Source organism: Butyricimonas hominis (genome assembly GCF_014287455.1).
Classification (GTDB): Bacteria; Bacteroidota; Bacteroidia; order Bacteroidales; family Marinifilaceae; genus Butyricimonas; species Butyricimonas muris.
Genome location: NZ_JACOOH010000003.1, coordinates 276563 through 298645, shown reverse-complemented (window position 1 = coordinate 298645; position 22083 = coordinate 276563). Strand labels below are relative to the sequence as shown.

The window sequence follows — 22083 nt, the reverse complement described above, 5'->3', positions numbered from 1 at the left end:
CTAGTTTTCAGTCTTTAATTCTCCACGACTAGGCGAATTAACCCGAACACGGCGTAATTCACCATGTCGAAGTAGTTCGCATCAATACCTTCCGATATGATTGTCGCTCCTTGATGATCTTCGATCTGTTTGGTCCGGTTGATTTTCATCAGGATTAAGTCCGTGTACGAGCTGACGCGCATTTCCCGCCACGCCTCGTCGTAATCGTGGTTTTTGGCGAGCATGAGTTCTTTCGCTTGCAGGAAATAGTTCTGGTAGAGATGCAATATTTCTTCTTGCGGGGTGTCGTTGCCCGGACCGAGTTGCAATTGAATCAATCCCATGATGGAGTAGTTGATGATGCCGATAAATTCGGGAACGATACCTTCTCCTACTTTCGTGACTCCTTTCTCTTCGATACTCCGGATTCGGTTCGCTTTGATATATATCTGGTCAGTGATCGACGTCGGGCGGAGTATTCTCCACGCTGTCCCGTAATCCTGCATTTTTTTCACGAAAATATCCTGACATATATCTATCACTTTATCATATTCTTGCGCTGTGTTTGGCATAATTCTATCGTTTTTTAGTAACAGAATTTGAAAAATAAGTTGTTTCTTTGAAGTGTAAAATTAGTCAAATAATTCAAAACCGGAAATTGAAATTGGAAAATTATGATGGAGATCGTTTTAGGAGATAAAAAAGTTAGTTTGGAGCGACCTGTCGTGATGGGTATTTTGAACGTGACACCCGACTCTTTTTATGACGGGGGAAAGTACTTGAGTGAAATCGGGGTAATCAAGCGTATCGACGAGATCGTGGAGCAAGGGGCGGGGATTATTGACGTGGGAGCTTATTCCACTCGTCCCGGGGCTGCTTTCGTGAGCGAGGAAGAGGAACTTTCACGGTTGAGTTTTGCCGTCGAGCTAGTGCGTAAATACCATCCCGAGGTTCCGGTTTCGATAGATACGTTCCGGTCGGGAGTGGCAAAGGAGATTAATCACTGTCTGGGACCGGTTATCGTGAATGATATTTCCGGCGGCACGATGGATGACAGGATGTTCGAAACGGTTGCCGGGATGGGGGTACCCTATATATTGATGCACATTCAAGGTACGCCGCAAGATATGCAAGTAAACCCACGCTATGATGACGTGGTACGTGAGGTTGGGGAGTTCTTCACGGAGCGTATAGCCCGTCTGAATGCCTTGGGATTTAATAATATTATACTGGATCAAGGTTTCGGTTTCGGGAAGACTGTGGCACATAATTATCAATTGATGGATAAAATGGAGTCTTTTCTCGATTTTGGATATCCTTTACTCGTGGGTATTTCTCGCAAAACGATGATATGGCGTTTATTGGATATTACTCCGAAAGAGGCACTGAACGGTACTACTGTGCTCAACACGATATCGCTAATTAAAGGTGCTCACATCCTTAGGGTTCACGATGTTCGTGAAGCCGTGGAGGCAGTGAAGATCGTGGAGGCGATGAGAGGGTGAATCACTTGCCATAGCACGATTCCGGCAGTGACGGAGATATTGAAGGAGTGTTTTGTCCCGAATTGCGGTATTTCAATGCAGTTGTCCGAGAGGTCGATGACTTCCTGCTGCACGCCTTTCACTTCGTTGCCGAACACGAAGGCGTATTTTTGTCCGGGAGTGATGGTAAAGGTTTCGAGAGAGATGCTGTTCTCCGCTTGCTCCACGGATAGAATGGTGTACCCCTCGTTTTTCAATTCTTTCACGGCATCGGTAGTTTCCTCGAAATATGCCCAGTCTACGCTTTCTTCTGCGCCGAGGGCTGTTTTGTGTATTTCCCGGTGGGGTGGGGTGGCGGTGATACCGCAAAGGTATATTTTCGATAACCGGAAGGCGTCCGACGTGCGGAATACCGAACCGATGTTGTTCAGGCTGCGCACGTTGTCAAGAACTACCACAAGCGGGAGTTTTTCAGCCTCTTTGTATTCTTCCGCGGAGAGGCGGTTCAGTTCTTCGTTGAGGAGTTTGCGATGGGACATGAAATTGAAAATTGAAAATTGAAAATTGAAAATGAGGGTGAGTCATTTCGATTTTCAATTCGGGGTTATTAATGATAGTTTTTAGTTTATTTGAAGATTGAATATGTTTTTTGAGTTTTAATTTTCAATTTTGCATTTTCAATTTTCAATTGTTTTGCCGAGTAAGGTGGCTGCCGTGCATTCGGTTACTCGAACTTGAACGAGGTCGCCGACTTTAGCGCCATTATCCGGGAACACGATCACTTTATTTTGGCTGCTACGCCCGAAAAGTTCGTCCGATTTCTTTTTGGAAACACCTTCGACCATAACTTCGAAGACTTTACCCACGTCTTTCAAGTTACTTTGATGAGATATTTCTACTTGCATGTCAATCAGTTCTTGCAGGCGTCTGCCCTTGACTTCCTCGTCCACGTTATCCGGTAAGTTACGGGATGCCATGGTGCCGGGGCGTTCGGAGTACTTGAACATGAAAGCGGAATCGAACATCACTTCTTTCATCAAATCGAGAGTTTGCCGGTAATCTTCCTCGCTCTCGTTGTGGAAGCCCACGAACACGTCGGTAGATATTCCGCAATCCGGGACAATCTCACGGATGGCACGGATACGGTCCAGATACCATTCACGGGTGTATTTCCGGTTCATGTCTTTCAACACGGAGTTACTGCCGGATTGGAAAGGCAGGTGGATGTGTTTGCAGATATTGGGATAAGTGGCAATTGCCCGAAGTATGTCGTCATTCATGTCTTTCGGGTGTGACGTGGCGAAACGGATACGCATGTCCGGTACCGTTTTTGCAACCATGGCAAGCAACGCCGGGAAGTTCATTTCCGTGTTATCTCCCCGCCACAAGTACGAGTTCACGTTTTGCCCGAGTAGGGTAACTTCTTTATATCCTTTTGAATGGAGGTCGAGTACTTCGTTGATGATGCTTTTCGGGCTGCGGCTGCGTTCGCGTCCCCGCGTGTAGGGCACGATGCAGTAGGTACAGAAGTTGTTGCATCCCCGCATGATAGACACGAATCCGGAGATGGCCGTTTCGTCTATGCGGGAAGGGCAAATGTCTTTATAGGTTTCGGTTGTCGATAATTCGATATTGATGGCTTTTTCTCCTTTTGCTGCTTTTTCTATCAACAAGGGAAGGTCCATGTAGGCATCCGGTCCCACGACGATATTCACGTTTTTTTCCTGTTCGAAGAGAGCGTCGCCCAATCGTTCCGCCATACATCCCATGATGGCAACCAACACGTGCGGTTTTTTCTTTTTCACCTCGGTGAAGCCTTGTACTCGCCCGCGTACCCGTTGTTCGGCGTTTTCACGAACGGAACAAGTGTTCACCAGAATTAAATCCGCCTCGTTTTTGTCTTCGGTTCGTTTGTATCCTTTATCTTCTAGTATGGCTGCCACCACTTCGCTATCCGCCACGTTCATCTGGCAGCCGTATGTTTCTATGTAAAATTTCCTTATCTCCATTCTCAAGTTTTATTTCCGAGGTGCAAAGGTAGTGAATTTCGTTCAAAATCCTACCGTATTCCCAAGGTAATCCTAGGGTAATAATATCTCTCCTTGCTTGCAACCCAAGTGTGTGGCACTTCTAGCATCGTGGGGAAACGGTGGGATAAGCGTGTTGCGAGTGGTCGGTAAGGGGTGTGAGGTAGTAATACGGTGGTATTACCGGGGGATTAGTCAAAAATGAAACTGTCAAATCGGCAGAGAACATTTTTTGGCATAACTATTGTCATTTAGTTGTCGTAAAAATTTGAAGTACAATTAAATTAAAAATATAGAGTTATGTCAACAGGAAAGATTGGAGTTTCAACAGGGAATTTATTCCCGATTATCAAGAAGTTTTTATACTCGGATCATGATATCTTTTTGAGAGAAATTGTATCGAATGCCGTGGATGCTTCACAAAAGATGAAGGTGCTGGCTTCGAACGGGGAGTTTAAGGGTGAACTTGGTGAGTTGAAGGTAAGAGTGAAGGCTGACAAAGCGGCAGGTACGTTGACGGTATCGGATAACGGTATCGGAATGACGCAGGAAGAAGTGGAGAAGTATATCAATCAGATTGCTTTTTCCGGCGCGGAAGAGTTCATGAACAAGTACAAAGATAACGCGGCGGCTATTATCGGTCATTTCGGGTTAGGCTTTTATTCTTCGTTCATGGTGAGTGACAAGGTGGAAATCGTGACGAAATCTTATAAAGAGGGGGCGAAAGCGGTGAAATGGTCGTGCGAGGGGAATCCGGAGTACACGTTGGAAGAAACGGAGAAAGCCGAGAGAGGTACGGACATTATCATGTATATCAACGAGGAAGAGAAGGATTTCTTGGAGGATTCGAAGGTAAACGAGTTGCTGACGAAATATTGTAAGTTCCTGCCTATCGAGATTATTTCCGGGAAGAAGAAAGAGTGGAAAGACGGTGAGTACAGGAATACGGACGAGGATAACGTGATAAATGACACGAATCCGGCGTGGACACGTAAGCCCGCGGACTTGAATGAGGAGGATTACGAGAAGTTCTATCGCGAGTTGTACCCGATGGCTCAGGAGCCGTTGTTCCATATTCATTTGAACGTGGATTACCCGTTCAACCTGACCGGTATTTTGTATTTCCCGAAGATTGATAATAAGTTCGAGATTCAGAAGAATAAGATACAGTTGTACAGCAATCAAGTGTACGTGACGGATTCAGTGGAAGGAATCGTACCGGAATATCTGACATTACTGCACGGGGTGATTGATTCTCCGGATATTCCTTTGAACGTGTCGCGTTCTTATTTACAAAGTGACCGTAACGTGAAAAAGATTTCCAGTCATATCACGAAGAAGGTTGCTGATAGTTTGACCGATATATTCACGAACAAGCGTGAGGATTACGAGAAGAAGTGGGATGATTTGAAGATATTTATCCAATACGGTATGCTGACGGACGAGAAATTTGACGAGAGGGCAAAGAGTATTTTCTTGTTCAAAAATACCGAAGGGAAGTATTTCACGTACGAGGAGTACGAGAATTTGATTAAAACTAACCAGACGGATAAGGATAATAAAGTGGTATTCTTGTATGCCACGGACGAAAAAGAGCAATACACGTATATTGAAGCCGCGAAGGGGAAAGGTTACGATGTGTTGTTGATGGACGGTCAGTTGGATACGCACTTTATCAATCATTTGGAGCAGAAGAATGCGGAACATCGTTTCGTGCGGGTAGACTCGGATGTTATTGATAAGTTGATACCGAAGGAGGACGCTAAGGAAGTGGCTTTGAGTCACGAGGAGCAGGAGGAATTGCGTGCCGTGTTCTCGTCCCAATTGCCTAAAGACGGGGGGATGTTCATGGTGAATTTCGAGGCGATGGGTGAGAATGGTGATCCGGTGATCGTTACGCGTTCCGAGTTTATGCGTCGTATGAAAGACATGGCGGCAATGAATCCGGGTATGGGATTCTATGGAGCTATGGGAGATCAGTATACTTTGGTCGTGAACACGGATCACAAGTTGGTGAATGATATTCTGGAGAACGAGAAGAGCGAGATGCAAGCCAAGTTGGAACCGATTTACTTCGAGATTAAGGAAACCGAGAAGAAGCAGGCGGAGTTGGATGAATTGAACAAGGGCAAGAAAGACGAGGAAATTCCGCAGGTAGATAAAGATAGAAAGACTGAGTACAATAAAACTGTTTCCGATTTACAGAAGCAGAAGAACGAGCTGTTGGAAGAATATGGAAAAGGTAATAAGGTTGTAGGTCAGTTGATTGACTTGGCTTTGTTGGCAAATGGGTTGTTGAAAGGAGAGGCTTTAAACAGGTTTGTCAAGCGAAGCGTGGAGTTGATAAAATAAAAAAGTTAAGCCGGACGTTTGTCCGGCTTATTTATTTCAGAAAAAATCATTACTTTCGTTGGATGAATTTGATTGAAGTTACTTAAAAATATAAAATTATGCAGGTTATTTTTTCTTCCGGGACATATAAGAGAACGATGGTAAGGTCTATCGTGGCAATCGTGACAGGTATCGTTTTGGTGCTTTGGCCGACAGAGGTGTTGAATTACACGGTTAAGATTATCGGGGCGGTGTTCTGTCTTGCCGGAATCGTGTCTTTCCTCGTGTCTTTGCGGGATCAGGATGGGAACTCGCCGAGAGGTTTGATTTCTTTTAACGGGATCGGGAGTATTATTCTGGGTATTCTGTTGTGGGTAATGGCGGATACTTTTACCAATATATTGATGTACCTGCTTGGTTTTATTTTGGTTGTCGCGGGTATCGGTCAATTGGTTGTTCTTACTTCTGCAAGGAGATTCGGGCAGATAAGCGGGATGAGTTATTTGTTCCCGATAATCGTACTTTTGGCGGGTATTGTTATTTTCGCGAATCCGTTTTCCGCGAAAGAAGGAATAATCACTTTTTTCGGGGCAATTTCTATATTTTACGGGATTACCGATTTGATTAATCAACGCCGGATTAATCAGTTGAGAAAAGAGGCGCATGAGGCGGAACAACAACAGAAGTTGGGTGGGGGTGAGATTGAGGACACGGAGTATGAGGAAGTTGAATAACTTTTTTAATTTCGGATTTACGATTTCAGATTTATGATTGAAGAGGAGTTTGTGGGCTTAGGATAGTATTATTTAAGAATAGATATAATGGTGTATATTATTAATAAGGAGGATTCGGTTTATAATCGTTTTTTAGCAGAGCTTAGAGATAAAGAAATACAAAAGGATCCTTTGCGCTTTCGACGGAATTTGGAGAGAGTCGGTGAGATTATGGCTTACGAGATCAGCAAGACTTTTCACTATTCGTCGCGAAAGGTGCAAACCCCGATAGATGTGGCGGACGTGAGGTTGGCAGATGATGAAGTGGTGGTGGCTTCTGTTTTGCGTGCGGGGCTTCCTTTTCATCAAGGGTTTCTAAATTACTTTGACCGTTCGGGGAGTGCTTTTATTTCCGCGAGAAGAAAATATAAAGAGAATCATATAGATTTTGAGATTCGTTTCGATTCAATTTACACGCCTAGTCTGGAAGGAAAGCAATTGTTGCTGGTAGATCCTATGCTGGCAACCGGAGCGTCTATCGTGGTTGCTTATCATGAGTTGTTGAAGCAAGGTGGAAGACCGCTGCACACGCATATTGCAGCTATCGTGTCCAGTCGTCAAGGTGTGGATAAAATTACCGAGGCGTTGAAAGATGAGCCGGTTACGATATGGACAGGTGCTGTGGACGAGAGATTGACGGAGAGTTGTTATATTGATCCGGGAATTGGTGATGCCGGTGATTTGGCATTTGGAGAGAAATTGTGAAAACTTAAAGATAAAAACTAAAAGCTAAAAGTTGAAGGTTCAGATTAAAGCATTATCTTTGGCGTCATGGAAATGAACAAATATTTAATAGCTGCCTTATATGTGTTTGCCGGTTGTGTGGCAACACTCCCGATTGGGGTGCGTGCCGGAAATGTTCCTGTTGCCAATGACAGCTATCGTTTGTTGATTTCTTCTCCCACTGAAAAAATTATAACCGTTTGCACGGATAAGAGGACCGCGGATGATTTGGACTATGGTGTTTTTAGTCATCAGAATTATTTAGCCTCTATTGATAGTGTAAAGGTTTATTATACTTACTCACCTTTAGTGCTTCCGGGTTGGAAAGTACCCGAAGTAACAGCTAATCCCATACGAGCGCCGGGGAGATGCTGATAATTTTAAATTTATGATTTTAGATTTACGATTGAAGGGGTAAACTATGTTTTATCATTTTCAATTTTCATTTTTCAATTTTTCAATTATAAAAAAGTATGGGATTTAATGATATATTAAAAAGTATGTTCGGTAACAAGGCAGATCGGGATATGAAGGAGTTGTTACCGGTAGTTAAGAAGGTGAACGCAGAGTGGGAGAAGATTAAAGGATTGAGCCATGATGATTTGAGAAAGGTGTCTGCTGATCTGAAGGTGAAGATACACGCTCATGTAAAATCAGAGGAGGATGAGATCGCCGCGTTGAAAGCAAAAGTGGAAAACGAGAAACCCTCTATCGAGGAGAGGGAGGAAATATATAACCGGATTGATAAGCTGGAAGAGCAGATTGACAAGAAACTGGAGGATATTTTGAATGAAATATTGCCAGTAGCTTTCGCGGTGATTAAGGATACTGCACGACGATTTACCGAGAACAAGGAAATCGTGGTAAAGGCCACGGATTTTGATAGGGATTTAGCGGTTAGTAAAGATTTCGTGGAAATAGACGGGGACGATGCCGTTTATTTTAATTCATGGCTTGCCGGAGGTACGGAGATAACTTGGGATATGGTACATTACGATGTGCAGTTGATCGGAGGTTCCGTGTTACATCAAGGGAAGATTGCCGAGATGGCTACCGGTGAAGGTAAAACGTTGGTGGCAACTTTGCCTGTTTTCCTGAATGCTTTGACAGGGCGAGGCGTACATGTGGTAACGGTCAATGATTACCTTGCCAAACGTGACTCCGAATGGATGGGACCGTTGTATATGTTCCACGGTTTGTCAGTAGATTGTATTGATAAAACGGAGCCTAATTCTCCCGAGAGAAGAAAGGCTTATCAAGCGGATATCACTTTCGGTACGAATAACGAGTTCGGTTTCGACTATTTGAGAGATAATATGGCGATACACCCGGAAGACCTTGTGCAACGGAAGCATAATTATGCTATCGTGGATGAGGTGGACTCCGTGTTGATCGATGATGCCCGTACTCCGTTGATTATTTCCGGTCCTGTACCCAAGGGGGATATCCAGATGTTTGACGAGTATAAACCCCGTGTGGAGAAATTGGTTCGTATGCAGCGTGAGTTGGTTTCACGGATTTTTAACGAGGCGAAGACTTTGCTTGCCAGCGGTGACCGGAAACAGGAGGAACAGGGTGCTATTCTGTTATTGAGAGCGTTTAAGGGGTTGCCCAAGTACAAGCCATTAATCAAGTTCTTGAGTGAACAGGGAAATAAGGCGACTTTGGTAAAGACCGAGAATATATACATGCAGGAAAACAACCGTCGTATGCCTGAGATCACGGACGAATTGTATTTCGTGATCGACGAGAAGTTGAATTCAATAGATTTGACGGATAAGGGGCATGATACGATTACGGCGGCGGGAGAGGATCCGAACTTCTTTATATTGCCGGATATCGGTTCCGAGTTGGCTGAAATAGACAAGATGAATTTGTCTGACGAGGAAAAGGTCGAGAAAAAAGACCAGTTGGTACAGAATTATGCCACCAAATCGGAGCGGGTACACACGGTGAACCAGTTGTTGAAAGCGTATACTTTGTTCGAGTTGGATGTGGAATACGTGGTGATGGATAATAAAGTGAAAATCGTGGACGAGCAGACCGGACGTATCATGGAAGGTCGCCGTTATTCCGACGGTTTGCACCAAGCTATCGAGGCGAAGGAGAACGTGAAGGTGGAGGCTGCCACCCAGACATTTGCTACAATTACTTTACAGAATTATTTCCGTATGTACCACAAGTTGGCGGGTATGACCGGTACGGCGGAAACGGAAGCGGGAGAGTTCTGGGATATTTATAAATTGGATGTCGTGGTTATCCCGACGAATAAACCGATTATCCGGAAAGACGCGAACGACTACGTGTACAAGACGAAACGCGAGAAGTATAACGCGGTAATAGAGGAGATTAGCCGATTAGTGGAATTGGGACGTCCCGTTCTGGTGGGTACGACTTCGGTTGAGGTATCCGAGTTACTGAGCCGTATGTTGAAAATGCGCGGTATCAAGCATAACGTGTTGAACGCTAAGTTACATCAGCGGGAAGCTGATATCGTGGCTGAAGCCGGTAAATCGCAAGTTGTTACTATCGCTACCAACATGGCCGGTCGTGGAACGGATATCAAGTTGAGCCCGGAGGTTCGTGCCGCGGGTGGTTTGGCAATTATCGGTACGGAGCGTCATGATTCCCGTCGTGTTGACCGTCAGTTAAGAGGTCGTGCCGGACGTCAAGGGGATCCGGGTTCATCACAATTCTTCGTGTCATTGGAGGATGATCTGATGCGTCTTTTCAGTTCCGAAAGAATTATTCGTGTTATGGACCGTTTGGGACACGAGGAGGGGGATGTGATTCAACACTCGATGATCACGAAATCTATCGAGCGTGCGCAACGTAAGGTGGAAGAGAATAACTTCGGTATTCGTAAGCGTTTGCTGGAATATGACGACGTGATGAATTCGCAACGTGAGGTTATTTACAAGAAAAGACGCCATGCATTACTCGGGGAGAGAATCGGGGTGGATATTGCTAATAACATGTACGATGTTTGTGAAACGTTGGTAGAAGTACATAAAGATAGCAACGAAGTAGAGGATTTCCGACTGGATGTATTGAAATATCTGTCCGTGAATTTTGATATAAAGGAAGAAGAATTCCAAAAGACTTCCGCTTCGGAATTGACCGAGAGATTGTATAAAGAAGTGAGAGAAACCTTTACCCGCAAAGTAGAAGGAATTTCGAAACAGGCATTCCCGGTGATTAAGAATGTATTCGAGCAAAGGGGTGAAATGTTTAAGAATATCGTGGTTCCTTTCACGGATGGCAAGAAAATGTATAATGTGGTCACGAATTTGGAAAAAGCATATAAGACAGAGGGGGAAGAATTAGTACGTGCCTACGAGAAATCGATTATGCTTGCTCATATTGATGATGCATGGAAAGAGCATTTGCGGGAAATGGACGATTTGAAACAATCAGTTCAGAATGCCACGTACGAGCAAAAAGACCCGTTATTGATCTATAAATTCGAATCGTTCAATTTGTTCAAGACGATGGTGGATAAGATCAACAAGAGTGTGGTTTCTACTTTGATGAAAGGACAAATTCCGTTCGAGGCTCCGGAGGAAGTAAGACAAGCCGAGGAAAGACGTACGGATATGAGCAAAATGCGCACGGGACGTACGGACGCTCCCGCGGCACAGACAAATCAAGGACCTCGTAAAGTGGAGCCGGTGAAAGTCGGTCCTAAGGTGGGACGTAATGATCCTTGTCCTTGCGGAAGTGGTAAGAAATACAAGAATTGCCACGGTAGAGAAGAAAATTAATTTTAGATTTTAAATTTTAAATTTTAGATTGCTTTGACGCATTGAGTTTAAAATTGAGATTTAGAATAAAATATAATTGTAGGTTTTAGGTTGTTGATAAATAATTTAAAATCTACAATTTAAAAATTTAAAATTATTATGGTTTCATTATTTATCAACTGGGATGTCAGTCCCGAGATTTTTAATTTAGGAGGCTTCTCTATCCGGTATTACGGTTTGTTGTTTGCGTTGGCGTTTGTTTGCGGATACAAGGTAGAAGAGAAGATGTTCAAATCAGAGGGATTAAGTCAGCAATGGTTGGACAAATTATGGATATATGTTGCCGTGGCAACCGTGATCGGTGCTCGATTGGGACATTGTTTCTTTTACGGGTGGGAATATTATCAGAACCATTTATTGGAAATTGTTTTGCCATTTCAGCTCAGTCCGTTTAAATTCACGGGTTTCCAAGGGTTGGCGAGTCATGGTGCCGCGATAGGTATTATCGCGGGATTATGGTATTATTCCAAGAAAGTGAGTAAAAAATCAATCTTTTGGATATTGGATCGTGCCGTGATTCCTATTGCTCTTGCCGGTTTTTTTATCCGGATGGGGAATTTGATGAATTCGGAAATAGTCGGACTTCCGACCACTTTGCCGTGGGGTTTTATTTTTATCCACGGGCATGGGATTGAGAATCCGGAATTACCTCGTCATCCGGCTCAGTTGTACGAGGCAATTTGTTATTTAATCAGTTTTGCCGTGTTAATGCATTTGTATTGGAGAACGAACGCGAAAGATAAACAGGGTTTTCTATTCGGCATGTTTTTGATCTTGATTTTCGCAGCACGTTTCTTTATCGAGTTCGTGAAAGAGGATCAAGAGGCTTTCGAGGCTTCGATGACATTGAATATGGGGCAATGGCTGAGTATTCCTTTTGTCCTTGTGGGTATCTATATGGTATGGAGAAATAAAACGCCGTTGAAAGCGAAGTAATTTATGACTAAGTGAATATGGGTTACGATAAAAGATTCATGAAAGAGGCAATTCGAATTGCCGTGGAGAATGTGAAGAATGGGACGGGAGGTCCTTTCGGGGCTGTTGTTGTGAAAGGCGGGGAGATTATTGCATCTTCCGGGAATACGGTAGTACCGGATAATGATCCGACAGCTCATGCCGAAGTGAATGCTATTCGTAAGGCATGTAGAAATTTGGACTCCTTTCAACTGGAAGGGTGTGAGATCTATTCCAGTTGTGAGCCTTGTCCGATGTGTTTGGGGGCAATTTATTGGGCTCGTCCGAAAGCTGTTTATTATGCTTGTACGAAAGAGGATGCGGCTGAAGGCGGATTTGATGATTCTTTTATCTATAAGGAAATCATGTTGGATGGTTCGCGACGTTTTATCCCGTTCGTGAACGAGAAAGAAGAGGGTGCCGGGGAGGAATTTGAGCTTTGGCGTGAGGAAAAGAATAAAGTCAAGTATTAGATCTCTGTTCTATAAAGTTATAAATAGGGCGTGTTTTGAGAAGGATACGCCCTATTTTTATGTCTTATTTCCAAATATTTCTTGCTGTTTTTCTCTTTTTTTATTAAATTTGTAAACCTCAGGTATTTGCTTTCTGTATAAATACATGTCACTTCTTGGCATTCGAGGGCGTTTTCGGACGCTACAACATTTTATGTTGTGTTTTTGTTTAACTTTTGAAATAGGAGGAACGTGGAGCTGAAAAATGTACTGAAATATTCGTATACCGAATTAATAGATTTATTTGAAAAGGACTTCCCGAGTATATTGCATAACGCAAGGATAAGCGATGATTGGAGAGTCTTCGAGCAATTTTTGAAAGAATATATTCGAGCGACTCTAATCAGACGTCCTTCGCCTCTTTCTATACGGCGTTTTTTTCGCATGTTCGTGAATCGTTCCCGTTATATTCATGATTTCTCGACGGGTGAGAAAATCCGGTACGAGCCGATAAAATGGTTATGGGAGGCTTTGCGGGGGGAAGATAATGATGTGCATCAGGACTTTTTGATCGACAGGTATTTTTTGTTTAAACAGTTTCAAAATAGCTTTGATGTTTTGTCAGATCAAGAGCAATGCAAGAATTGGAGAGAACGTTGGGAAGTAGGTACGGATGAAGATGTTGCTGAGGAACGCCGGGAGAATAGAAAGCGAATATCTTATTTGTTAATTCGTAAAATAGAGCGACGGGATAAAATGAATTCCCGTTATCGTTTTGCCGCGGAAACGAGTGAAGAGGACAAAATGAGGCTGATAGACGAATGGTGGAAAGACTATAAATTTCATTTGACGATGGCAATACGGGAACCGGATGAATTGAATCTGTTTTTGAATCATACGTTATCTGACAAAACGATGCAAATCCTGCATGATGCAAAGCGGAAAGGGATACCTTTTTTCGTGACGCCTTATTATTTATCCCTGTTGAGCGTGAAAGAGAACGGGTATGATGATTCCACGATTCGGAGTTACGTGATTTATTCTCGGGAACTGGTAGAGAATTTCGGACATATTCAGGCTTGGGAGAAAGAGGATGTCGTGGAAGCCGGTAAGCCCAACGCGGCAGGTTGGTTATTGCCAAATTCGACAAATATTCACCGTCGTTACCCGGAAGTGGCTATTTTTATTCCGGATTCGATGGGGCGTGCTTGTGGAGGATTGTGTGCTCTTTGCCAACGGATGTATGATTTTCAAAAAGGGCATCTGAATTTTAACTTGGATCGCTTGAAGCCGATAGAAGGATGGGAGAGAAAGATGGAGCGGTTGATGACTTATTACGAGTATGATTCTCAATTACGGGATATTTTGATCACGGGAGGTGATGCATTGATGAGTCAGAATTCGACGTTGGAGAAAATTCTGGATGCCGTTTACCGGATGGCGGTTCATAAACGGGAGGCTAACAGGGAGCGGACTAAAGGAGAGAAATATGCCGAAATCCGGCGGGTGAGATTGGGTTCTCGTTTATTGGCGTATTTGCCGAGTCGGATTGATGACGGATTGATTGATGTCTTGAAACGTTTTCGGGAGAAAGCCACTCGTGCGGGGATACAACAATTTTTTGTGCAAACGCATTTTGAATCGCCATTGGAGATCACGGAAGATGTGGTACGTGCGGTACGACGCTTGTTGGATGCCGGATGGATTATAACGAATCAACTCGTGTTTACCGTGGCGGCATCCCGCCGGGGACACACGGCAAGGTTGAGGGAGGAATTGAACAAAATAGGAATTTTGACTTATTATACTTTTTCCGTGAAAGGCTTTGGAGAGAACTATGCTCTGTTTGCCCCGAACAGTCGCTCCATGCAAGAGGTAAAGGAAGAAAAAATATACGGTCGTTTGTCCCCGGAATTGGAGAAAGAGGTGTTGGATATATTGAAGCGTCCGGAATTGCTGAATCCCGGTTTGGTTCGTTTATTAGAGAAATATGGTCAACCCTTCTTGGCTACCGACCGGAACGTGATGAATCTGCCGGGGATAGGAAAAAGTATGACTTTTGTGACAGCCGGTTTGACTAAACAAGGGAAGCGAATTTTACGTTTTTCCTTGGACGCGAATCGTCGACATAGTCCCGGTGTGGATAATATCGGGGATATTTATATCGTGGAGAATAAATCTATCGCGGCATATTTACGCCAGTTGGAGGAATTAGGAGAGGAGGTAGAAGACTATTTTTCTATATGGCATTACTCGGAAGGGCACACGGAATCCCGCTTCGCTTTGTTCGAGTATCCGGAGCAATACACGGGTATCACGGATGATTTTACAAATTTGATCATAGAGTCTTAAAAAGAATTGCGTATTTGTAAATTTTAGGCTATCTTGGCTGTTGTGTTTAAAAAATACGTTTATGAAAAAGATCAATTTAGTTTCAATCGTAGTATTGTGTATTATTTTGCTTGCCGGATGTGCCGGAGAACCTAATCAAGAGGTGAATATTATTCCTCAACCCCAGAGTGTGGCTGTTGAGGATGGTGGTTTCAAACTATCCCCGAAAACGGTGATTAACGTTGTGCAAGGAGCGGAGGATTTGACTCCCGCTTGTACTTTCCTTAGTACATTGACTGAAAAATCTTTCGGGACACCTTTAAAGATCGAGAAAGGTGCTGCCAAGAGTAATGCAGTGAACATTACTGTTGATCCTTCCATGAAAGCTGATGCTTATGAGTTGACCGTGAGTGAGAATGCTATTCATATTCAAGGTGGAAGCTCAAAGGCCGTGTTTTACGCCATGCAGAGTTTGCGGCAGATGATGCCTGTCGGGATGGAGAAAGGGGAAAAAATGAACAAGATAAGAATCCAGAATGTACGGATTCAAGATGAACCTCGCTTGGGATACCGGGGTACGATGTTGGATGTTTGTAGACATTTTTTCACGGTGGATGAAGTGAAGACTTTTATCGATATGCTGGCGTTACATAAATTGAGCGTGTTCCATTGGCATTTGACGGATGACCAAGGGTGGCGTATCGAGATTAAAAAATACCCGGAATTAACTCGGATAGGCAGTCAACGTAAACAAACCGTGATAGGTAAAAATACCGGAAAATATGACGGGAAGCCTTACGGGCCGTATTTCTTCACGCAAGAGGAGATAAAAGATGTCATTCAATATGCGGCTGACCGCTATATTACAATTATCCCGGAAATCGAACTTCCCGGGCATGCTTTGGCTGCGTTAGCAACTTATCCGGAATTGGGATGCACGGGTGGTCCTTACGAGGTTTGCCAGATGTGGGGTGTTTTCCCAGAAGTTTTTTGTCCCGGAAACGAGAAGACATTTGAGTTTTGGGAAGGGGTGTTGACCGAGGTTGCCGAGTTATTCCCGTCTGATATCATTCATATCGGGGGTGACGAATGCCCGCGGGACGAGTGGAAAAAATGTAAGAAATGTCAGGCTCGAATGAAAAAGGAGAATATGAAGGAGGAGTACGAGTTGCAGAATTACGTGGTTCACCGGATTGAATCTTTTTTGAAGACGAAAGGGAAAAGGATTATCGGTTGGGATGAAATTTTGGAAGGCGATGTTTCCAAGACTGCTATCGTTATGTCGTGGAGAGGTAAGAGCGGTGGTATAGCCGGAGCGAAGAGGGGGAACGAGGTGATTATGGTACCGAATGATTACGCTTATTTTGATTATTATCAAGCGAAACCGGTGGAGAATGAGCCTTTCGGTATCGGTGGCTACGTACCCGTGAAGAAGGTGTATAGCTTGGATCCCACGGAAGGGTTGACTCCCGAGGAGGCAGCAAAAATCATCGGTGTGCAGGCTAATTTGTGGGCAGAGTATATCACGACTTTTAGCCACGCTCAATACATGTTGTTGCCTCGTATGGCGGCGTTGTCAGAGGTGGCTTGGACTCCGCAAGCGCGAAGAGATTATTCGGGTTTCTTGAATAGAGCCAAGTTGTTAACGCAACGTTATGACGCCTTGGGATATAATTTTGCCAAACATATTTTGCAGGAGCCGAAAACGAATGAATAAGATATTATGGTTTGCCTTTTTCTGTTGTAGCATCGGGGGGATTCTCGGATGCTCTTCGGAAAAAGAGATAAGAACGGAGGTTTCTTCCGGTTGGCAATTCCGTCAAAAGGATAGTGGCGACTGGCTTCCGGCAACTGTTCCGGGGACAGTGCATACGGATTTGCTGGCAAACGGGAGAATAGAAGATCCTTTTTACCGGATGAATGAACTCGGATTGCAGTGGATTGATAAGAAGGATTGGGAATATAGAACCGAGTTTTCGGTTGATGATGAGCTGATAGGCAAGAAAAACCAATATCTCGTTTTTCAAGGATTGGACACGTATGCCGATGTCTACTTGAACGGTGAGTGTATCGGTTCTGTGGATAATATGTTCCGTACGTGGAAATTTGATGTTTCCGGTAAATTGAAAGTCGGGGATAATGAATTGCGTGTTGTACTCGCTTCTCCCACTGCGAGAGGATTGGAAGAGATGAAGCGTTACGGTTTGAGATTGCCGGCAGATAATGATCAAAGTGAAAGAGGGGGAATGGGACAAGACCGGGTAAGCGTGTACACCCGTAAGGCTCCTTATCATTATGGTTGGGATTGGGGACCTCGTTTGGTGACTTCGGGGATATGGCGTCCGGTTATCATCGAGGCGTGGAGTGGTATGAAAGTGGAGGACGTGTATATAAAACAAACGGAGGTCACGAGGGAGTTGGCAACTTTAAGTGCGGATATTCGCGTGAAGGCGGATGTCGGACAAGAGGTCGAAATTGAGATTACGAGTGACGGGAAAGTCTTGGCTTCCGGTAAGAAGAGCTTGGAACGGGGAGAAAACAACGTTTCCGTGCCTTTTGAGGTGGAGAGTCCTCGGTTGTGGTGGAGTAACGGTTTGGGGGAGCAAAACTTGTATTCTTTTAAAGTGCGGGTGACGGGTGTCGAAGGTGTTATTGCCGAGAAAGAGGTGACGACCGGATTGCGATCATTGAAATTGGTACGGAAGAAGGATCAAGGGGGCGAATCGTTCGGTTTTGAATTGAATGGTGTACCCGTTTTTGCCAAAGGGGCGAATATTATACCGAATGATGTTTTTCTGCCTCGTGCGAATCGAGAGGTGTACGAGAAAATGGTTTTCGATGCCGCGAATGCTAACATGAATATGTTACGGGTATGGGGTGGCGGAATATACGAGGATAATGTTTTCTTTGAATTGTGTGACAAGTACGGGATTATGGTGTGGCATGATTTTATGTTTGCTTGCGCGATGTATCCGGGGAACAAGGAGTTTTTGGATAATGTTCGGGAAGAAGCTATTGATAACGTGGTGCGGATGCGTAATCACCCGTGTATAGCCCTGTGGTGTGGTAATAATGAAAATGCATTGGCATGGCGTCACGGTTCTCCCGGCGGGTGGGGATGGAAACAGCAATTCACGAAAGAACAACAGGATACCGTGTTTAAGGCTTATTATGACGTGTTTCACGATTTATTACCGCGCGTGGTGAGTGAATATATGCCCGGGTGCGATTACTGGCCTTCTTCCCCTATGGCGGGACCGGAACCGACTCAGCACGGGTTGGATGGAACGACTTCCGGCGACCAGCATTATTGGGGTGTTTGGCACGGTTTCCGTCCATTGGAGAGTTATGACGAGGTGACTACTCGTTTTTGTAGTGAATACGGATTCCAGTCTTTCCCGGAAATGAGTACTATACGTACCTATGCTTTACCGGAGGATTATGATATTAACTCGGAAGTGATGAAATCACATCAGCGGAGTTATATCGGTAACGGGCGTATTTCGGATTACATGAAAATGTATTACCGGGTTCCGACTGATTTCGAACAGTTTATTTATATGACGCACGTCTTGCAAGGGCTTTCGACGAAAATGGCTATCGAGGCGCATCGCCGGAATAGGCCTTACTGCATGGGGTCGCTTGTTTGGCAATTGAATGATTGTTGGCCTGTCGCCAGTTGGTCGACCACGGATTATTACCACAAGTGGAAAGCGGCGCATTACGTGATGCGTGATTGTTTTAAAGAGATCATTGTTGCCCCGAAGTGGCAGAATGACAGTATGCTCGTGTATGTTGTCAGCGACCGTTTGCAACCCGTGGAAGCTGAATTGAGTGTTGATGTGATGGATTTCTCGGGGAAAATTATCTATTCGGAGAAGTCCAATGTTGAAATTCCGGCTAATACATCAACTGTTTTAACGGGTATGAAGCGTTCTTTTTTACTTCGGGGGGCTAGTGGAAAGGATGTCTTTGCCGTGGTTCGTTTGACAGCGGGAGGAAAGAACGTGGATGAGAAAAACGTGTATTTCGAGTATCATAAAGATTTGAATTTGCCCCAAGAACCGGAATTGTCGATTCTGGCTCGGGAAGAGGGGAAGCAAAAGTATATTTTGGTAACGGCAGATAAATTGGCATGTAACGTGCTGTTTGTTTTGCCGGATAGTACGGCTTTCTTTTCGGATAATTATATCGATATACTGCCGGGACAGACGTATAAAATAAACGTGAAGACAGATATTCCTCTTGCGGAGATTGAAAGACGGATACAGTACCGTTATCTACGATAAAAAATAAGAGCCGTGTATTTTTGAACATGGCTCTTGTTTTTTATTAAAATTCTCCGAAATATCCCGGGGGAGAGTTTTCTCCTGCTCTTTTTCTATCGGCTTTTTTACTTCCCATCGTGTTAAAGCGGTAAGATATCGTCAGCATGTAATAATTCTGGGTATTTGTACTGTATCTGGTTTGCGTGTAAAGGTCTTGGATGCTGTAATTCAATAAATTCCTTTGGCGCAATAAATCCATTGCTTTGAATCTTACTTGAAGTTGTTTCCGTTTTAAGAATTTCTTCCCGATCTCCATGTTTAACATGCTATTGGATTGGTTGATATTCCCGCCTTTTTTACTTAGCGTGTAGCTATAAGAATAATCTCCGGCGAGAATGAATTCTTTCCAGAATACCCATTTAACGTTAGCGTTGACGGATTGACTGAAAGAACTGGACCCTTCCGTTGTCGTGCTTGTTGAAGAAGTGTAAGAGGTCGAAGATCGAATATTGTAATCCAAGTTTTCTGAAACATTACTCGTGATCCCTAGATTGAATGAGGCCCTGTGTGAATTGGTAATATTCTTGATATTATCGTAGATCGACGGGCTTCTGGAATAACTGTAAGATAAGGAGGGGCTTAATCTTAATTTGAGAGCGTTGATCCCGAACGAGTAACTGGAATTCATGGAGATACTCCATTGACCATTTAAGTTTATAGGCGTGGAAAGCCGGGCTCCGCGCAATATCTCGTAACCATTGATAACCGTATCGTTTTCGATAAATTGGGTAGCGGTGGCTATATTATTGAACGAGTTATTGAAATTAAGCCCTACATTTAGAAAGTTGAATTTTTCTTCTGAAATTTTTGAACTGCTGAAACTGAGAGAGGCTGATTGTGAAAATGTTTTTTTCAAATCGGGATTACCTTTGGATACACTTAACTGATCACTGACGTCCAATACATCTTGCAGTTGACTTGCACTGGGTGAACTTGTATTTCCATTATAGCTAAAGTTTAAATTGCTTCTTTCTGTCAGAGAATAGTTGAAATTGAATTGAGGAGAAAGATTCAAGTAATTATTTTTCACGAGTGAATCCGGGGCGTTTAAATACTCGTATTTGTTTTCTTCACTGGATAAATTAATGGAACCACCCCCGTTGAACGAGAATTTTTCTTTGTAATAGTTGTAATTGACCCCGATACTGTTATTTATTCTGGTATTACTGATTTTGTTCGTGAGAGAGGTGTCAATACCTATGATTTCGGTAAAAAGAGCGTCTTTATAAGATATACTCTCTTTATCCGATTCGTCCTGACTGTAGCTTAACGAGTAATTGAAAGATAAACGGGCGTGTTCGGTCAAAGGTTCGGAATAGGATACGGAACCTGTTAATGAATTTGAAAAACTTTTTGTACTGTTGATCAGGTTACGCAAAGTATCTCTTTTGTTGATAATACTACTGTCTTGTTGTATCCCGTCGCTTTTCGTGTCGCTGACATTTATATTTCCGTTTATCGTTAATGTCCGTCCTCTTTTGGCAAACCCATGCATCCACGAGAAATTTCCACCGAAAGAATAAGAATCGTTATGGTTTTGGCTTTTGGCATTTGTGATATTTAATGTATCACCGTCTTGAATACTATTTCCCAATCTGATGGAGCGGCTATCCGATTTGCGTAACGAGAATGACGGGGAGAAGCTGATCCTGTCTTTTTCACTGATTTCATAACTGAAGCGGGTATTGACGCTATGGCTGGAACTCTCGGACCAAGAGTGATTCTCGTTCTCGTAAATTTTACTTTGGTAACTTTCTGATGGGAAATAATCCTGTCGGGTAGAACTGGCAGAGTAGGATTCGTTATCGCTACCACTATAACCGCCGGTTAGTTCCAGACCTTTTTTGAAAGTATTGAAAAAGTCCATGCCGAAGTTTTTACCCCTGTTATGTCCCCCTTTTCCCTTGTAAGAGGCGTTAGGTAAATCCGAACCTTGATTCGTGTTACGCAAACTTCCCCGGATAGAGAATCTGCGTTTACGATTGAACGCGTTCGCGTTTGCGTCCAGATTGTAGTTGTTGTTTTTGAAAGAATCTTCGACATCATCCGATATGCCGTAACCTAATCCGGCTTTACCGAATATTTTTAATTGATCCGGATTCTTGGTTTCAATATTCAAAGAGCGGAATTTCTTACCGTCATTGTAACCGGAGAAATTCGCTTCCTCACTTTTTCCGTCAAACATCTTGATTTTAGAAACGATATTTGCCGGTAAGGTTTGTAGGGCTGCCATCGGGTTATCAAGGAAATATTCCGTGCCGTCAATATAGATGCGTTTGACTTCTTCTCCGTTTGCCATGAGTTTGCCGTCCACGAGTTCAAACCCCGGTAATTTTTTTAATAAATCTTCCAGTTCCGCGTCTTCCGGGACTTTCACGGCTGCCGCGTTAAATTCGGTTGTATCGCCTCTTTGGATGATAAGAGGCGGTTTTGCCGTGATAACAACTTCATCCAGTTCTTCCGGTAAAAGTTTAATAATCCCCACGTTTGTATCCGCTTTTACCAGATATTTTTTGGTCGTGGGTCTGAATCCGACATAAGAGGCGGTAACGATTACTTCCCCTGCCGGTATATCCTTTAGCGTGAATTCGCCCATGGCGTCCGTTACCGTGGTAGGTTTCTTTTCGGCTCCCAAGTATATATGGGCTCCCGGTAATGTATCGTCATCCGAATCCCCGACGATAACACCTTTAATCGTGTGTACGACGGTTTTCTTTTCCTGTTGTTTGACAGTATCTTTTCTTACCGTATCCCTTACCTGCGTTTGAGCCAGTAGTGACACGGGACTAACGGTCATCAGTAAAATAAAGGCTATTTTGAAAATATGGTGTAGCATGATTTTTCTTTTCTATTTTAAACAAAAATAGATATAATATTATGGAACAGCCATAATAAAAG

Annotated in this window: 15 protein-coding genes; 11 read left to right on the top strand and 4 right to left on the bottom strand. The window is 43.6% G+C overall.

Features of this window, described 5'->3' with window-relative positions; translation table 11 throughout:
* Positions 1-14: 14 nt before the first annotated feature.
* Positions 15-551: a DUF1599 domain-containing protein gene (locus H8S64_RS08080; RefSeq protein ID WP_186975677.1), complete on the bottom strand. Its 537-nt coding sequence runs from the start codon at positions 549-551 to the stop codon at positions 15-17.
* Between the two features lie 102 nt (positions 552-653).
* On the opposite strand from H8S64_RS08080, the gene folP reads away from it, so the two are divergent.
* Positions 654-1484, top strand: coding sequence for a dihydropteroate synthase (gene folP, locus H8S64_RS08075; protein ID WP_186975676.1), 831 nt, complete (start codon positions 654-656; stop codon positions 1482-1484).
* On the opposite strand, the gene H8S64_RS08070 is transcribed toward folP, so the two are convergent.
* Positions 1427-2002, bottom strand: a complete 576-nt coding sequence (locus H8S64_RS08070) for an RNA methyltransferase (protein WP_099292774.1) — start codon at positions 2000-2002, stop codon at positions 1427-1429. The two genes, folP and H8S64_RS08070, sit on opposite strands and share 58 nt — an antisense overlap.
* A 138-nt stretch (positions 2003-2140) precedes the next feature.
* Complete coding sequence (gene miaB / locus H8S64_RS08065; RefSeq protein ID WP_186975675.1) at positions 2141-3472, bottom strand: tRNA (N6-isopentenyl adenosine(37)-C2)-methylthiotransferase MiaB; 1332 nt, start codon at positions 3470-3472, stop codon at positions 2141-2143.
* Positions 3473-3790: 318 nt separating this feature from the next.
* Between miaB and htpG the strand changes: the two genes are divergently transcribed.
* From htpG to H8S64_RS08015, 10 genes are all read left to right on the top strand, one after another.
* Complete coding sequence (gene htpG, locus H8S64_RS08060; protein ID WP_186975674.1) at positions 3791-5842, top strand: molecular chaperone HtpG; 2052 nt, start codon at positions 3791-3793, stop codon at positions 5840-5842.
* Between the two features lie 98 nt (positions 5843-5940).
* A complete protein-coding gene (locus H8S64_RS08055; RefSeq protein ID WP_099292758.1) occupies positions 5941-6555 on the top strand; it encodes an HdeD family acid-resistance protein in 615 nt (204 codons plus the stop codon).
* A gap of 87 nt (positions 6556-6642) precedes the next feature.
* Positions 6643-7299, top strand: a complete 657-nt coding sequence (gene upp, locus H8S64_RS08050; RefSeq protein WP_176555087.1) for a uracil phosphoribosyltransferase — start codon at positions 6643-6645, stop codon at positions 7297-7299.
* Positions 7300-7371: 72 nt separating this feature from the next.
* The gene (locus H8S64_RS08045; protein WP_176555086.1) at positions 7372-7692 is read left to right on the top strand and encodes a hypothetical protein; all 321 of its coding nucleotides are present in this window, start codon (positions 7372-7374) and stop codon (positions 7690-7692) included.
* A 98-nt stretch (positions 7693-7790) separates the two neighbouring features.
* Positions 7791-11081: a preprotein translocase subunit SecA gene (gene secA, locus H8S64_RS08040; RefSeq protein WP_186975673.1), complete on the top strand. Its 3291-nt coding sequence runs from the start codon at positions 7791-7793 to the stop codon at positions 11079-11081.
* A gap of 138 nt (positions 11082-11219) precedes the next feature.
* The gene (lgt, locus tag H8S64_RS08035; protein ID WP_099292750.1) at positions 11220-12056 is read left to right on the top strand and encodes a prolipoprotein diacylglyceryl transferase; all 837 of its coding nucleotides are present in this window, start codon (positions 11220-11222) and stop codon (positions 12054-12056) included.
* A gap of 17 nt (positions 12057-12073) precedes the next feature.
* The gene (locus H8S64_RS08030; RefSeq protein WP_186975672.1) at positions 12074-12547 is read left to right on the top strand and encodes a nucleoside deaminase; all 474 of its coding nucleotides are present in this window, start codon (positions 12074-12076) and stop codon (positions 12545-12547) included.
* Between the two features lie 231 nt (positions 12548-12778).
* The gene (locus H8S64_RS08025) at positions 12779-14878 is read left to right on the top strand and encodes a KamA family radical SAM protein (RefSeq protein ID WP_186975671.1); all 2100 of its coding nucleotides are present in this window, start codon (positions 12779-12781) and stop codon (positions 14876-14878) included.
* A 61-nt stretch (positions 14879-14939) separates the two neighbouring features.
* Positions 14940-16574 (top strand): beta-N-acetylhexosaminidase, encoded by a 1635-nt coding sequence (locus H8S64_RS08020; protein ID WP_186975670.1) that lies wholly within the window; start codon positions 14940-14942, stop codon positions 16572-16574.
* The gene (locus H8S64_RS08015) at positions 16567-19146 is read left to right on the top strand and encodes a beta-mannosidase (RefSeq protein WP_186975669.1); all 2580 of its coding nucleotides are present in this window, start codon (positions 16567-16569) and stop codon (positions 19144-19146) included. The genes H8S64_RS08020 and H8S64_RS08015 overlap by 8 nt, the downstream gene beginning before the upstream one ends.
* Before the next feature lie 43 nt (positions 19147-19189).
* Here the strand turns inward: H8S64_RS08015 and H8S64_RS08010 are convergent, their stop codons facing one another.
* Positions 19190-22021, bottom strand: coding sequence for a TonB-dependent receptor (locus H8S64_RS08010; RefSeq protein ID WP_099292740.1), 2832 nt, complete (start codon positions 22019-22021; stop codon positions 19190-19192).
* Positions 22022-22083 lie beyond the last annotated feature (62 nt).

What these genes read in the sequence shown, in the direction of transcription:
- H8S64_RS08080 (WP_186975677.1), bottom strand. Translation starts at nt 551, where the DNA reads ATGCCAAACACAGCGCAAGAATATGATAAAGTGATAGATATATGTCAG.
- folP (WP_186975676.1), top strand. Translation starts at nt 654, where the DNA reads ATGATGGAGATCGTTTTAGGAGATAAAAAAGTTAGTTTGGAGCGACCT.
- H8S64_RS08070 (WP_099292774.1), bottom strand. Translation starts at nt 2,002, where the DNA reads ATGTCCCATCGCAAACTCCTCAACGAAGAACTGAACCGCCTCTCCGCG.
- miaB (WP_186975675.1), bottom strand. Translation starts at nt 3,472, where the DNA reads ATGGAGATAAGGAAATTTTACATAGAAACATACGGCTGCCAGATGAAC.
- htpG (WP_186975674.1), top strand. Translation starts at nt 3,791, where the DNA reads ATGTCAACAGGAAAGATTGGAGTTTCAACAGGGAATTTATTCCCGATT.
- H8S64_RS08055 (WP_099292758.1), top strand. Translation starts at nt 5,941, where the DNA reads ATGCAGGTTATTTTTTCTTCCGGGACATATAAGAGAACGATGGTAAGG.
- upp (WP_176555087.1), top strand. Translation starts at nt 6,643, where the DNA reads ATGGTGTATATTATTAATAAGGAGGATTCGGTTTATAATCGTTTTTTA.
- H8S64_RS08045 (WP_176555086.1), top strand. Translation starts at nt 7,372, where the DNA reads ATGAACAAATATTTAATAGCTGCCTTATATGTGTTTGCCGGTTGTGTG.
- secA (WP_186975673.1), top strand. Translation starts at nt 7,791, where the DNA reads ATGGGATTTAATGATATATTAAAAAGTATGTTCGGTAACAAGGCAGAT.
- lgt (WP_099292750.1), top strand. Translation starts at nt 11,220, where the DNA reads ATGGTTTCATTATTTATCAACTGGGATGTCAGTCCCGAGATTTTTAAT.
- H8S64_RS08030 (WP_186975672.1), top strand. Translation starts at nt 12,074, where the DNA reads ATGGGTTACGATAAAAGATTCATGAAAGAGGCAATTCGAATTGCCGTG.
- H8S64_RS08020 (WP_186975670.1), top strand. Translation starts at nt 14,940, where the DNA reads ATGAAAAAGATCAATTTAGTTTCAATCGTAGTATTGTGTATTATTTTG.
- H8S64_RS08015 (WP_186975669.1), top strand. Translation starts at nt 16,567, where the DNA reads ATGAATAAGATATTATGGTTTGCCTTTTTCTGTTGTAGCATCGGGGGG.
- H8S64_RS08010 (WP_099292740.1), bottom strand. Translation starts at nt 22,021, where the DNA reads ATGCTACACCATATTTTCAAAATAGCCTTTATTTTACTGATGACCGTT.